This window comes from uncultured Campylobacter sp. (assembly GCF_938015785.1).
Taxonomy (GTDB): domain Bacteria; phylum Campylobacterota; class Campylobacteria; order Campylobacterales; family Campylobacteraceae; genus Campylobacter_B.
Window position 1 is genome coordinate 1 of sequence record NZ_CALLWC010000023.1, and the last position, 12,673, is coordinate 12,673.

The window sequence follows — 12,673 nt, forward strand, 5'->3', positions numbered from 1 at the left end:
TGTATACACCGGGAAAAGGCAAGAAAGATATTCCGGTAACCTACACCGAGCACGAGCACAAAAGCGGCGAAATGATGTAGCCGCGGCAGGGTTAAATTTAAGCGCCCTAAAAAGCGAATTAAATTTAACCCCTCGTTTCTGCTTCTTTATCCGTAGCAAAATTTAACTCTCGTTTCGACCTCTTTGATCTGCGCTAAAATTTAACCTTTTATTTTCGCTTCTTTCATCTACACAAATTGAGCTTTTTTGCGAATTTAAGTTTGTGCTCACTGAAAGCAAGCTCCGCAAGCCCGAAATCCCTAAATTTTACAAAATACCCATTTGATCTGCGCTTTACCAGCGAATTTTTTTGATTTTCAACCGAATTTCACTTCAAATTCGCTAAACTGCGCTGAAATTTTAGCAGGCCGGTGCAAATACGGCGCAAAATAGATCATTTAGCGAGATTGCCGCATGGATAGCATTAAATTTTACCTAAACAATTACGAAATTGAGGGCGAAAGCTTTACCGAAGTCGTCGTTGCGATAAACGGCGAGCCTCTGCTCGAGCTGATTAAGAGGCGCGAGCAAAGCTTTGCCGCAAAGGACGGGCAGGCCAGCATCGCGGGAGACTACGCTTATTTGAGCTTGATTGATTTTGAGGAGCTATTTTTACGCGCGGCGCTTGAGGCTGATCTGGCGCAAGATGAGCAGGACGTCGTGCTACTTGGCTGTCCGTGCGGGATCTGGAGCTGCTGGTATCTCGCGCTCAGGATTAAATTTGAAACGGAGACGGTTAAGCTTTACGAGTTTAAAAACCTGCGCCGCAAAGATTGGCAATATGGGCTTGAGTTTAAATTTGACCGCGTGAGCTTTGTGAGCGAAATTTCTAAAATCGCCTCTTTTAATAAGCTCTAAAATTTAGATCTAAATTTAGGAAATTTTAACGGCGCGATCGAAACTGCGGCGAAATAAACTCGTCTTAGGCTCGGTAAAATTTGGCTTTGAAGCCATAATAAGCTGTCGCGAGAGCTTATAGTATTAAAATTTTCGCCTTGCCGCTTCGCAAAACCTCGAGCAAAATATCATAAAATTTGCCCAGTCTTAGCTTTAAAATTCCGCCCTTTTTAATGATCACGAAGACCTGTCCGCCTCGCTCGCCAAGCGCATCGTAAAGCGCGTCTAAATTTGCGATGTATTCGGGCTTGAAATCCAGCGCTGCGGCAAACAGCGCGAAAATTTGATCTTTGCGCCTAATCTTTGCGCCATCGATGATGATCTTTGCCGCGCTGCGCGTTTTAAAATTTAAACTCATTGCACGCGCTCGAAGCTTTCGTAATGATCGGCGGTATAGAAGATCAGCCCGTCGTTTGAAAATATCAGCCGCTTCGCGCCGCGCGGGCCGCCGCGATACTCGATGTCGCATTCGCGCCAAATCCGCCCCTTTTTATCAGGTAGCCTGCGCTCGAAATTGCCGAAACGATCGCCACCTATGCTCTTGCCGCGCGCATATCGCCACAGATCACCGCCCTGCCAGCCAAGCTCACCGGCCTGCTTTTTCGTGATGAAATTTTGCGGCAAAGACCCCGTACGGCGGATATGAGCGCTCACGCACTCCCTGCTTATGCAGGGCTCGTCCGCGAGCTGATTTTTAGAATTTGCAGCGGGATTTTGAGATTGCGAAGCTTCATAATCTGCGCTACGCCGCCTGTGGACGTCCGCCTCGTCTTTAGGATTTGCGGCGGCGGGCTCGTTTGCTTGCGGATGAGATTTTAAATCTCCTAGGTCTGCTCCGCCGTCTGCGCTTCTTGCACCGGCGCCGCTTGCGGGATTTTGCGAGCTTGAAATTTTACGATCGGTGCCGCTTTTGATATCTTGTGCGCTGTTTTTACGCGAGGCGGCATCCAGGGTTTTGGAAGTAAAAACGCTCTCATCTTTAGCCGCGGAGCCGCGCGAATTGGAGATAAAATTTAGCGTCAAAAGAAGTGCTGCGAAAATTGCGAGCGGGATCAGCTTTTTTGCCACCGCTAGCCTCTTTTGCGCGTGGCGAAGCGAAAATAGAGCACGATCGCCGCTACTATCGCGCCTAGAGCCAGCGGAGCAATCCACGGCGCGTCCTTGATATGCACATAGAGCTCGCGCACGAAATCACCCGCGTAGTAGCTCAGTAACCCCACCACAAGCGCCCAAATGAGCGAGCTTACGGCATTGATGACGCTAAATTTTAAAAATGAATATTTTGTGATACCGATCGCGATCGGCACGAGGGTTTTGAGGCCGTAGATAAATTTTTTGATTAAAATTATGCGGTCGCCGTATTTGCGAAACAAAATTTGCGCCAGAGCGAGATTTCGGCGCTGTTTGCGCAGATAGGGCATGATCTCTTTTTTATTGTAGCGGCTTACTAAAAATAACCCCGAATCGCCTATAAAGTTCGATATGCAGGCGATTACGATGCATAAGACGATATTGAGCTCGCCGGCCGAGCTTAGCACACCCGCTGCCGCAAGCGCCAAAAATCCCCCGCCCAGCGAATACAAAAACAGTATCAGATACCCCCACGTATGGAGGTTTTCAAACATCGACTCCATCAAATCCTTTCATAAAATTCTATTAAATTTTAGGTTTTAAATTTCAAAATTTCGAGGCTTTTATGCGCCGAAATTCCGCTGCAACGAAATTTCCTAGCATATGCTCTTTTGGTTTGCGGGCTTGCGATGCGGCAGCTAAATTTAAAGCTCTAAATTTACACATGACGAGCAGGCAAATTCCACGTTTTGCAATAGCCGCCACGTAAAGTCCTGAATACGCGATTTAAAAGCTCACGCGAAGCTAAATTTAGAAAAACGCTAAATTAAAATTTGCAAAGTTTCGCAAGCAAGCGGCGCTAAATTTCACAAACGCTTAAATTTAACCTGCGATCGTCGGACTAAATTTCGGCTAAATTCGGACTAAATTTAGCCACCAAAGCGCGCACAGGCTATATTCTTTGAAATCAATATCCGCCCTCCGCGCCGATTATACGCATCAAAAACGCGTAGCCGTCGCTGTTCGAATCGAAAGCGCGATCGCTTTTAGTCTCCAGTACCGAGCCGCCCAGGCTCACGCCCGCAAATAGCCCGCCTTTGTTCGTAAAGACGTACATATCCTGATTTAGCACGTCCAGTGCGCCCGAATCCGCGCTGTAATTGCCCGCAACCGCCGTCGCATCGCCCGATAGCGTGATTTGGGATTTTCGCATCTTTTCGATCACGTCGTCGTTCATCACGAAAATGACTAAATAATTATCCTCGTAACCGATCTGAAGTCCGATGCTGGCGCTGCTGATCTCTGCACCGCTTACGCTGTGCGCGCCGTCGTTATTGTAGACGATGATCCCCTCGCCATACATTCCGCCTATGATGAAGCCCAGCTTTTTGACGCTCGGAAAGATCACTATCGCGCGGGCTTGTTGCGCTAGATATTTGTACTGCGAGTTTGTGCGCATTACCGACGAATAGGCGCTTGCGCTGTTGATGATGAGCTCATCATCGGCAAATGCCGCGTTAAAAAGCAAAAATAAAGCGATTATAAATTTTTTCATTTCACACTCCTTATTTGGCTATCTCGACCGCGCGAAGCTCGCGTATGACGTTAACCTTGATCTCGCCCGGGAATTGAACCTTATCTTGGATCTCCGAAGCGATCTCTTTGGCGACCAAAACCGCCTCGTCGTCGTTCATAAGCTTGGCGTTTGCGATGACGCGGATCTCGCGACCTGCGTTGATCGCGTAGGCTTGCTTGACGCCCGTTTTGCTCATCGCGATCGCTTCGATGTCGCTAACGCGCTTTAGATAGCTCTCTAGCACCTCTCGTCTGGCGCCCGGGCGCGCGGCACTTAGCGCGTCTGCGGCACAGACTGCGGCGCTTTCTACGCTGGTGGCCTCCTCGTGGCCGTGGTGGGCGTAGATAGCGTTTATCACTACCGGGTGCTCTTTGTAGCGACGGCAAACTTCGGCGCCCAGATCCACGTGCGAGCCCTCGTACTCGTGAGTTAGCGCCTTGCCGATGTCGTGAAGTAGGCCCGCTCGCTTGGCTAGCTTTTGATCTCCGCCCGTTTCTGCGGCGATGATGCCCGCAAGATGTGCGACCTCAAGGCTGTGCGCAAGGGCGTTCTGTCCGTAGCTCGCGCGAAATTTAAGCTTGCCGATGAGTTTTAAAATTTCGGGGTGAATTTTACTAAGGCCTAGATCCATTACGATATTTTCGCCCTCTTCGGCGATACTAGCTTCAAATTCGTCGCTTACTTTTTTGTAGATGTCCTCGATGCGCGCAGGCTGAATTCTACCATCCTCGATAAGCGTTTCGATGACGCGAACGGCGATGGCGCGACGGTAGAGGTTGTGAGAGCTTACGATGATCGCATTCGGGGTATCGTCGATGATGACATCCACGCCAAGAGTCATCTCAAGCGCCTTTATGTTGCGCCCCTCCTTGCCGATGATGCGGCCTTTAAGTTCGTCATTTTTGATATTTACGACGTTGATAAGACGCTCTGCGGCAAACTCGCCCGCAAAGCGCGATGTAGCCTGCGCCAAAATATAATTCGCTTTTTTTCGCGCCTCTTTTTTGGCTTCCTCTTCATATTTTCGCACGATGTGAGCGATGTCGGTGCGGCTTTGCTCCTCGACTTTCTTAAGCACCTGCGCGCGCGCCTCATCCTGCGTAAAACCCGCCACGCGTTCAAGCACCTTAAGCGCCTCGGAGAGCTTCTCTTCATAGCTTTTCTTTAAATTAGAGCCCTCTTCGTAGAGGAATTTCGCCTCTTTTTTGGCGCTTTCGAGCTCTTTTTTGCTGTCTTTTAAAATCTCTTGCTCGGTTAGAAGCGCGTGCTCCTTTTTGCCGAGTTCGTCAAATTTAACGTTAAATTCTTTCTGCAGTTTGCTTGCTTTATCTTCGTATTTTTTCTTCGCTTCAAACTCAGCTTCCTGCACCGAAATTTTAGAATTTCGCAAGATGCCCTCAGCTTCAAATTCTATCGCTTTGGCTTTAGCTTTGGCTTGTTCGACGAAGAAATCGTAATTGGCGTTATTAATCTTTCTAGCTACTAAGTATCCTATGCCAGCGCCCACCGCAATAGCGCACAAGGCGATTAAAATCTCTATCATACTTTCCTCTTTTTAGGTAATTTTGGCTCGGAGTTATGTAAAAATCGCCCTTTACGTCGTGATCAAGTGATAAAATTTCGCTGCAAAAGCAGTCTTTTATACTCACGAACGCAATTGCGGGCTTAAGCTTCAGACCTGAAAAAAACATATCGTAAAATCCTTTCCCATGTCCTATTCTAGCCATTGCGCCATCCACTCCGATAGCTGGAACCACGGCTAGATCGACCTTTTTAAAATACCCGTTTTGCGGAAGTGTCTGGCGCAATCCAAAGCGTGAAATTTTAAAAGGCTGGCGCAATCTTACCATTTTTAAGCTAATATCCACCATAAACGGAACGTAAAATTCGCAGCTTTTTGATAGCTTTTTTCTTAAAATCAAAACGTTCGGCTCGTAGCTCATCGGCAAAAATATCAAAATTTTACGCGCTTTTAAAAATTTTATCAGCCGCTCCAGCCGCCATAAAAGTGCGTAATGCTCGCATCTAGCCGCGCGCGCGGCGTGAGATTTTAGACGCGATTTGCAAATTGCTCTAAATTCATTCTTTTGCATAGCTTAAGCCTTTTATAAAATTTTAACGCTTATTTTAGCTAGTTTTTGTATAATCTTGCGATTAAATTTTAAGGTTTATTATGAAATTTCGTTTTTTTCTAGCACTTTTTACGGCTGTTTTGTTTCTTGCGGGTTGCGGCGATGATGAGGATAAAAAATCAAGCGATACCCCGACCGAGGCCAACGCCACGCAGCCGCAGCCCGAAACCGAAGCCGTGATCCAGGTCGATTACACCGCACCATTTTCTCTTCAACTGAATAACGGCAAAATTTTAAATATGCAAAAGACAAAGCAGGGTTTTCGAATCGATAATAACTCCACCGTGACGCTATTTGCGTTTTTTACGCCGTGGTGCGACGCCTGCGCCGTGCAGGTAAGCGCGCTAAATGCCGCCAAACAAGCCTACTCCGGCAAGCTTGACATAATCGGCGTAATGATCGGTGACGCAAATTTAGACGATGCAAAAACCTATGCAAGCGCGCACGAGGTAAATTACGCGATCGCTTACGGCGAAGGAACGGATTTTTTTACAAAAGCGTTAGGCGGCATAAACGAAGTGCCGTATATGGCGATATACGACGAAAAGGGCGAGTTTAGCGCGCAGTATTTCGGGCTGATGCCGGAAGAAATTTTAATGACCGAATTGGAGAAAATTTTCTGATGTTCGAATTTTTTAAAAAAGGGCTTAGCAAGACCATAGACGCGATGCGGGGTGCGAAAAGCGAAGATAAAATTTCAAAAGAAATTCTAGAAGAGATGCTACTTGAAGCCGACGTAGGCTACGAGCTTGTAGAAGAGATTTTAGAAAAACTTCCCGCAAAAAAGCTAGTTGCCAAAGATGATCTTAAGGGCGTTTTGAAGAACTATTTCGATTACGAGATCGCTAAAGCCGCAGATGAGAAGCCCTTCGTAGAGCTCATCATCGGCGTAAACGGCGCGGGCAAAACTACAACAACCGCAAAGCTTGCAAATTTATATAAAAATAGCGGCGAAAGCGTGATTTTAGGCGCATGCGATACCTTTCGCGCGGGCGCGGTCGAGCAGCTGCGCAGATGGGCGCAGATTCTAAATTTACCGATCGTAGCGACCGCGCAGGGGCACGATCCCGCAGCCGTGGCGTTTGACACCGTAAGCTCGGCAAGTGCCAAAAATATCGATCGCGTCCTGATCGACACCGCCGGGCGCCTGCAAAATCAGAAAAATTTAGCCGCGGAGTTAGAGAAGATCGTGCGCATATGTGACCGCGCAAAAAGCGGCGCACCGCACCGCAAGATCATCGTGCTCGACGCCACTCAGGGCAATCACAGCGTCGCGCAAGCCAGAGCGTTCAACGAGATCGTAAAGCTCGACGGCATCATCATCACAAAGCTCGACGGCACGCCCAAAGGCGGCGCACTTTTCGCCATAGCGCGCGAGCTGCGGCTGCCGATACTTTTCGTCGGCGTGGGCGAGCGAATGGAGGATTTGGCGGAATTTAACTCGGATGAGTTCGTAGAGACGCTGGTGGATGGGATTTACGCCTAAGTCTCGCGTCTGCGTAAATTTACATATTCTCGCCGAACAAGCTTAAATTTTACGCGCCGAAATGCTCGGCAAATTTTGCCGCTCGATTATCTTAGAATAAATTTTTACTTATAATTTTACGATTTTCGTTTAGAATTTTGCAAAATTCTCGCTCACTGCATAAAAACGCGTCCGCCCGCGTCCATTCGCACCAAAATACGTAAAATCCCTCCGCCATCAGTAAAGCAGCGCGCTTATAAGAATTCCTCAATGATTTTGAGCTGTTTAAATTTTACGGTTATCCTCTGTCCGCTCGCAAAGATAAAATCATACTCGCAAACGCTTTCCCGCTTTAGCGAAAATTGATGAACTATCAGATCGTTGTTTTTAAAGCTCTTATCGTCCGTTTTAAAGCGGACGGCTAGGACGTTTTTGAAAATAAATTTAAAATTTCTATCTCGGTGGGGAGATAAAAATTTCATCGTTAATTTATCTTCGTTTTTTAAAATAGCGAATTTAAATTCAGTCAAAACGGCGTCGTGAAGGGTTTCTTTCGTATTAAATAGATACCTTTTTGGATCCAATATAAACTGCCTGATGGGCTTTGCTATTTCGTTTTCATTCTTGCGAAGCGACTTAAAATAATCGTCAAAATACCAAATACCGCCCTTTCTTTTTATTTTCGCCGTGATCATTCATCTGTCCATTTGCGTTTTTCTTAAATTTTACTCACGTGCACTGCATAAAAAACGCGCTCACCCGCGTCCGCTCGCACCAAAATACATATAAAATCCCGCCGCTGCCGAAATATACCTCGCCGCCTTGCTCGCGGCTCGGAAGCTCGCTATCAAGCTGCATCAAAAACTCCATTTTCTCGCCGCATATCGGACACGTCGGCACCAAGACACCCTGTATCCATGATGGCTCGCCGCCGATGCGCGCGAGGTTTTGCCTGCTGTTTGACATCCCCCAGTCCTGAGCCGCCCAGCGCGCCGGCGTAGGCGCAAGTACTACTTCGCACTCCTTTATCGGTTCGTCAAATGCGTATTCGACCTGCGTCCTTTCGCCGATACGCCGCGGCATACCCTGCGCGTCGTGTTCGTAAAAGACTATCTCGCCTTCGTTTACCTCTCTAACGTGAGCGGCGAGGATTAGGCGCGGCAGCGATCGCACGGGCAAGTCACGAGGTAGCGGATCAAGCATGATGAGATGAAATAGCGGATTTTGCGCATCGCCGTCCGCTTCATCCAAAACCCCGCCGAGCTTATATCCTGCCTCGCCGCCCTCAAACCGCCAGGTCGGATGGTACTTTGCCAGATGCGGCGCATAGGGCGCGCCGAAGTAGCCGCGCGGAAAGATTATGTGATACACGCGCTGCCCGCAGTATCTTTTGAGCCTGAATTTCTCGCCGCCAAAGCAAATTTCATCGTTCGGCGCTTTTTGTGATTTATCGGAGTCGGCTTCGTTTGCGTTAAATTTAGCGGTACATTCGGTCGTATCCGCTTTAAAATTTTCGCTCGTTTGGGTTTGTTTGGCGTTGCCGTGTTTGAGCGTATCTGTTTTTAAAATTTCATCCGCCACCGCTTGAGCTGCGCCGTCTGCGTCAAATTTAGATCGCTCAAAAGTAAATCCCACGGCCTCCAGCCAGTAGCCGATATATTCAAGTAGGTCGCACGGGCGATCGAAAAAATCCTCCGCAAGCGCGAGCTCGCAGGCAAATTTTATATTTTGCGGATCGCGGGTTTGCAGCAGGCAGCTAAAAATTTTTTGCCGCTCATCCCTGCTCGTCCGCGGATCCGCAAGCTTCTCACGCCAGATTTGTGAGCTATCGTAGCTAAGCTCGCGCCACGGATACTCCGCGTAATACGCGCTCTCGTTCGGCTGCAATTTAAAAAGCTCGCCAAGATACGGGTGCAAAAACGGCGCGAACTCAAGACTTGCCGCGGCGATGACCTCTTCGGCGTTTTTCCAGCGCGCGCTCTTTTCATCTCTGCCGCGTTGCCGCGCATTTTCGCTTGCGCTTTCGTCCGCCCGCGCATTCTCTCCCGTCTGTGCCGCGCTTTTGCTCTGCTGCGTTTCGCGCCCCTGCGCCGCCTCTTCGCGTAAAATTTCAACCGCCGTAGCGATCAAAGCTTTAAAATCCTCCTCGCCCACGTAGCCCATAGCGTCCTTTAGCAGCGTGCCGCCCTCTTGCCACCCGCACAGCAGGCTGTCCGCTAGCGTAAAATACGCCGCCGCATCACCTTGCAGCTGCCAAAACCGCTCGTATAAACCGGGCACCCTAAAGCCGTCACGTTCGAAATCTCGCGCCAGATTTAGCGCCTCATCCCGCTTATCCATCTTATTTCCTTTTGCAATTTTATTTTGATAATTTTATCGTAAATTTAAGTTAAATTTTGAAGGCGGCTTATTTTATATGTCGAAATTCTATGGAAAAATATGGGAGATTAAATTCGGCGGCGAATTAAATTTTAAAAGTACGCCGAGCCTCGTAGAGCCCGGCTAAATTTTAAAATAGCTCTTAAATTTAGAAGCTATCGTCTCTTTTTTCAAAGATCAGATGCAGCACGTAGGTCACGGCGAAGGTCACTGTGCTAGGCACTATCCAGCCGAGCATCGAGTCGTAAAACGGCATTTTCTTTACGATAAACGTAACAAGCGGCACCGAAATCCCCAAAATATCAAGCCCGTTTATGACGCCCTCGACTACGCAGACATAGACGCAGGCGCGGTAAATCAGCTTGCTTGAATCGATCCACGGGTTGATCAGCGAGAGGATTATCAGCATGATCGAGATCGGATAGATGGCGACGAGAACCGGGATGGAGCCTTTGATGATGGTCGTAAGGCCGAAATTTGCGACTCCAAAGCCGATCACGCACCAAGCGATCGCCCAAGTTTTGTATTTGATCTTACCTTTCGTAAGCTCCTCAAAGTATTCGCTAGCCGAGCTTATAAGACCCAGCGTCGTGGTGATGCAGGCTAGGAAAAATGCGCTGCCTAGGATCACTACGCCCACTCTTCCGAAGTAATGATCGCTTACTCGCGACAGAAGCTCCGCTCCGTTGATATTCGGCGTATCCTTGAAAAGCTCCGCAGAAGTCGCGCCCAGATAGCCCAGCATAAAATATATCGTCATCAGTATGACGCCCGACATCATTCCCGCCTTTATCGTAGAGGTGACGAGGTGCTTCTCGTCGCTAACGCCGGTTGCTTTAATGGCGTTAATTACGATGATGCCGAATGCTAGCGACGCAAGCGCGTCCATCGTCTGATAGCCCTCTACGAAGCCCTTTGCTGCGGCGTGATCAACGTACTCGCCGCTAGGGGCGACGAAGCTTCCGATCGGAAACAAAAATCCCGCGCCGAAAAGCAGCAAAATAAGCGCCAAAAGTATCGGCGTGAGGTATTTTCCGAGCAGATCGACGAGCTTTGAAGGGTTCATACAGATGTAATAGTTCAGCGCAAAATATGCGGCAGAATAAACAAATAGCCAAATTTGAAGGCGCTCTTCCGCAATAAAAGGCTTAATTGCGATATCAAAAGGCATATTCGCCGCGCGCGGTATCGCAAAAAGCGGCCCGATCGTAAGATATAAAAGTGCGGTAAAAACGATCGCAAACACCGGATCTATGCGGCGCACCAGGCTCTGAAGCCCCTTAGCGCGCGCAATGCCTGCGACGCCGAGAACCGGCAGAAGCACCGCCGTAGCGCAAAAAAACATTATCGCGACATAAAAATTCTGTCCGGAATCCTTGCCTAAGCCCGGCGGAAAAATAAAATTTCCCGCACCGAAAAACATCGCAAATAGCGTAAGCGATATCGTCAAAAACTGGCTTCTACTAAGCTTGCCCTTCATCTTAAACCTTCTTTAAATAAAGTGAAATTTGTATTATAGTTATAAATGTTTAAAACATATTTAAATTTAGCTCAAATTTAGCCACAAATCCTCCGTCTCGTGATTTTTGATCCCGCAAACAGCGCACGAGGCAGCTAAAATTTTAAAAATTTTAAGTATAATTTCGCGAAATTCAAGGCTAAATTTAGACAAAATGAGCGAGGGATAAAGATGGCGAAGATTAAAACTACGATTTTTGAGTGCCAGCACTGCGGCAATCAGCAAAGCAGATGGCTTGGCAGATGCCCCGACTGCGGCGCATTCGATAGCTTCGTCGAGCTCAAGCCCGCTCAGATCAAAGCGCTAAAAGAGATCGAGGGTGAGCTTGCCCGCGCCTCATCCGCAAGCGCCAAAGCGATCAGCGAGATAGAAATCGAGCAAATTTCGCGCATCGACACCAAGGATAGCGAGCTAAATTTAGTCCTCGGAGGCGGCGTCGTGGAGGGTTCGCTCGTGCTAATCGGCGGCAGCCCCGGCATCGGAAAATCCACGCTGCTGCTTAAGATCGCGGCAAATTTAGCAAGCGGCGGTCGCGCCGTGCTTTACGTAAGCGGCGAGGAAAGCGCCAGCCAGATCAAAATGCGCGCGCAGCGGCTGGGCGCGATAAGCGAGCAGCTGTTTCTACTCACCGAGATAAGCTTAAGCGCCGTGTTTGAAGAGGTCGAGCGCAGGGATTATAAGTTTATCGTCATCGACAGCATCCAGACGCTTTTTAGCGACAAGGCCCCCTCTGCGCCGGGCTCGATCACGCAGGTCCGCGAGATCACGTTTGAGCTGATGCGACTTGCCAAAGCGCGCGGGATTTCGATCTTCATCATCGGCCACATCACTAAAGAGGGCTCGATCGCAGGCCCGCGCATACTAGAGCATATGGTGGACGTGGTGCTGTATTTCGAGGGCGATGCGAGCAAGCAGCTTAGAATTTTGCGCGGTTTTAAAAACCGCTTCGGGGCTACGAGCGAGGTGGGGATTTTCGAGATGGGGCCGCACGGGCTCGTAAGCGCAAAGGACGTCGCGAGTAAATTTTTCACGCGCGGCAAGGCGGTAAGCGGCTCGGCGATCACGATCACGATGGAGGGTACGCGCGCGCTCGTCGTGGAGATCCAGGCGCTCGTGTGCGAGAGCGGCTACCCGAAGCGCAGCGCTACGGGCTTTGATAAAAACCGCCTGGATATGCTTCTGGCGCTGCTTGATCGCAAGCTTGAGATCGGGCTTGGCGGATACGACGTCTTCGTAAACGTAAGCGGCGGCGTAAAAATCACTGAAACTGCGTGCGATCTCGCCGTCGTTGCGGCGATCGTAAGCAGCTTCAAAAACCGCCCGATCAGTAAAGAGAGCGTCTTCATCGGCGAGGTGAGCCTAAACGGCGAGATTAGAGAGATCTTTAACCTCGATGCGCGCCTGAAAGAAGCCGCGATGCAGAAATTTAAAAACGCGATCGTCCCGATGAAGCCGCAAAACGCGCAGGGACTTAAAATTTTTCACGCTACTGAGATCACGCAAATTTTAGATTGGATGTGAAGCGGCGCGCTTCTTAGCTTCGGTTTAGCAGAGGGCGCGGGCAGGCGAAAATGAACTTTGAGCGGCAAATGGTG

The 12,673-nt window shown here is 49.0% G+C and carries 13 protein-coding genes; 4 read left to right on the forward strand and 9 right to left on the reverse strand.

The genetic code is table 11. The features are described 5' to 3' along the window. The first annotated feature begins 453 nt into the window (after positions 1-453). The gene (locus Q0393_RS02825) at positions 454-897 is read left to right on the forward strand and encodes a hypothetical protein (RefSeq protein ID WP_298782610.1); all 444 of its coding nucleotides are present in this window, start codon (positions 454-456) and stop codon (positions 895-897) included. A 115-nt stretch (positions 898-1,012) separates the two neighbouring features. Here Q0393_RS02825 and Q0393_RS02830 read toward each other — a convergent pair whose 3' ends face one another. From Q0393_RS02830 to Q0393_RS02855, 6 genes are all read right to left on the reverse strand, one after another. Beyond that, entirely contained in the window at positions 1,013-1,294 is a 282-nt protein-coding gene (locus tag Q0393_RS02830; RefSeq protein WP_298977756.1) for a barstar family protein, read from the reverse strand. Next, positions 1,291-2,088, reverse strand: a complete 798-nt coding sequence (locus Q0393_RS02835) for a ribonuclease domain-containing protein (RefSeq protein ID WP_298977758.1) — start codon at positions 2,086-2,088, stop codon at positions 1,291-1,293. The genes Q0393_RS02830 and Q0393_RS02835 overlap by 4 nt, the downstream gene beginning before the upstream one ends. After that, complete coding sequence (locus Q0393_RS02840) at positions 2,007-2,570, reverse strand: DedA family protein (RefSeq protein WP_297914856.1); 564 nt, start codon at positions 2,568-2,570, stop codon at positions 2,007-2,009. The genes Q0393_RS02835 and Q0393_RS02840 overlap by 82 nt, the downstream gene beginning before the upstream one ends. 404 nt (positions 2,571-2,974) lie before the next feature. Then, on the reverse strand, positions 2,975-3,562 hold the full coding sequence (locus tag Q0393_RS02845) for a lipid-binding SYLF domain-containing protein (protein WP_298977761.1): 588 nt from the start codon (positions 3,560-3,562) through the stop codon (positions 2,975-2,977). Positions 3,563-3,572: 10 nt separating this feature from the next. Continuing rightward, the gene (rny, locus tag Q0393_RS02850; protein ID WP_298977764.1) at positions 3,573-5,126 is read right to left on the reverse strand and encodes a ribonuclease Y; all 1,554 of its coding nucleotides are present in this window, start codon (positions 5,124-5,126) and stop codon (positions 3,573-3,575) included. Then, the gene (locus Q0393_RS02855) at positions 5,059-5,676 is read right to left on the reverse strand and encodes a 5-formyltetrahydrofolate cyclo-ligase (RefSeq protein WP_298977766.1); all 618 of its coding nucleotides are present in this window, start codon (positions 5,674-5,676) and stop codon (positions 5,059-5,061) included. Before Q0393_RS02855 ends, rny begins: the two co-directional genes overlap by 68 nt. An 80-nt stretch (positions 5,677-5,756) precedes the next feature. Between Q0393_RS02855 and Q0393_RS02860 the strand changes: the two genes are divergently transcribed. Both Q0393_RS02860 and ftsY read left to right on the forward strand, forming a co-directional pair. After that, positions 5,757-6,338, forward strand: coding sequence for a TlpA disulfide reductase family protein (locus tag Q0393_RS02860; RefSeq protein ID WP_297949996.1), 582 nt, complete (start codon positions 5,757-5,759; stop codon positions 6,336-6,338). Next, entirely contained in the window at positions 6,338-7,201 is an 864-nt protein-coding gene (gene ftsY / locus Q0393_RS02865; protein WP_298977767.1) for a signal recognition particle-docking protein FtsY, read from the forward strand. The genes Q0393_RS02860 and ftsY overlap by 1 nt, the downstream gene beginning before the upstream one ends. Before the next feature lie 233 nt (positions 7,202-7,434). On the opposite strand, the gene Q0393_RS02870 is transcribed toward ftsY, so the two are convergent. The 3 genes from Q0393_RS02870 to brnQ all read right to left on the reverse strand — a co-directional run bounded on the left by Q0393_RS02870 (position 7,435) and on the right by brnQ (position 11,039). After that, positions 7,435-7,875, reverse strand: coding sequence for a hypothetical protein (locus Q0393_RS02870; RefSeq protein ID WP_298099674.1), 441 nt, complete (start codon positions 7,873-7,875; stop codon positions 7,435-7,437). A gap of 34 nt (positions 7,876-7,909) precedes the next feature. Then, positions 7,910-9,520 (reverse strand): hypothetical protein, encoded by a 1,611-nt coding sequence (locus tag Q0393_RS02875; RefSeq protein ID WP_298977769.1) that lies wholly within the window; start codon positions 9,518-9,520, stop codon positions 7,910-7,912. A gap of 187 nt (positions 9,521-9,707) precedes the next feature. Next, positions 9,708-11,039 (reverse strand): branched-chain amino acid transport system II carrier protein, encoded by a 1,332-nt coding sequence (brnQ, locus tag Q0393_RS02880; RefSeq protein WP_298977770.1) that lies wholly within the window; start codon positions 11,037-11,039, stop codon positions 9,708-9,710. Positions 11,040-11,249: 210 nt separating this feature from the next. Here brnQ and radA point away from each other — a divergent pair, with 210 nt between their 5' ends. Continuing rightward, entirely contained in the window at positions 11,250-12,599 is a 1,350-nt protein-coding gene (gene radA / locus Q0393_RS02885) for a DNA repair protein RadA (protein ID WP_298977771.1), read from the forward strand. Positions 12,600-12,673 lie beyond the last annotated feature (74 nt).

Bases quoted from the DNA above. Each gene is read 5' to 3' on its own strand.
- Q0393_RS02845 (WP_298977761.1), bottom strand. From the start codon at position 3,562: ATGAAAAAATTTATAATCGCTTTATTTTTGCTTTTTAACGCGGCATTT.
- rny (WP_298977764.1), bottom strand. From the start codon at position 5,126: ATGATAGAGATTTTAATCGCCTTGTGCGCTATTGCGGTGGGCGCTGGC.
- Q0393_RS02870 (WP_298099674.1), bottom strand. From the start codon at position 7,875: ATGATCACGGCGAAAATAAAAAGAAAGGGCGGTATTTGGTATTTTGAC.
- Q0393_RS02830 (WP_298977756.1), bottom strand. From the start codon at position 1,294: ATGAGTTTAAATTTTAAAACGCGCAGCGCGGCAAAGATCATCATCGAT.
- Q0393_RS02840 (WP_297914856.1), bottom strand. From the start codon at position 2,570: ATGGAGTCGATGTTTGAAAACCTCCATACGTGGGGGTATCTGATACTG.
- ftsY (WP_298977767.1), top strand. From the start codon at position 6,338: ATGTTCGAATTTTTTAAAAAAGGGCTTAGCAAGACCATAGACGCGATG.
- Q0393_RS02825 (WP_298782610.1), top strand. From the start codon at position 454: ATGGATAGCATTAAATTTTACCTAAACAATTACGAAATTGAGGGCGAA.
- Q0393_RS02860 (WP_297949996.1), top strand. From the start codon at position 5,757: ATGAAATTTCGTTTTTTTCTAGCACTTTTTACGGCTGTTTTGTTTCTT.
- radA (WP_298977771.1), top strand. From the start codon at position 11,250: ATGGCGAAGATTAAAACTACGATTTTTGAGTGCCAGCACTGCGGCAAT.
- Q0393_RS02855 (WP_298977766.1), bottom strand. From the start codon at position 5,676: ATGCAAAAGAATGAATTTAGAGCAATTTGCAAATCGCGTCTAAAATCT.
- Q0393_RS02875 (WP_298977769.1), bottom strand. From the start codon at position 9,520: ATGGATAAGCGGGATGAGGCGCTAAATCTGGCGCGAGATTTCGAACGT.
- brnQ (WP_298977770.1), bottom strand. From the start codon at position 11,039: ATGAAGGGCAAGCTTAGTAGAAGCCAGTTTTTGACGATATCGCTTACG.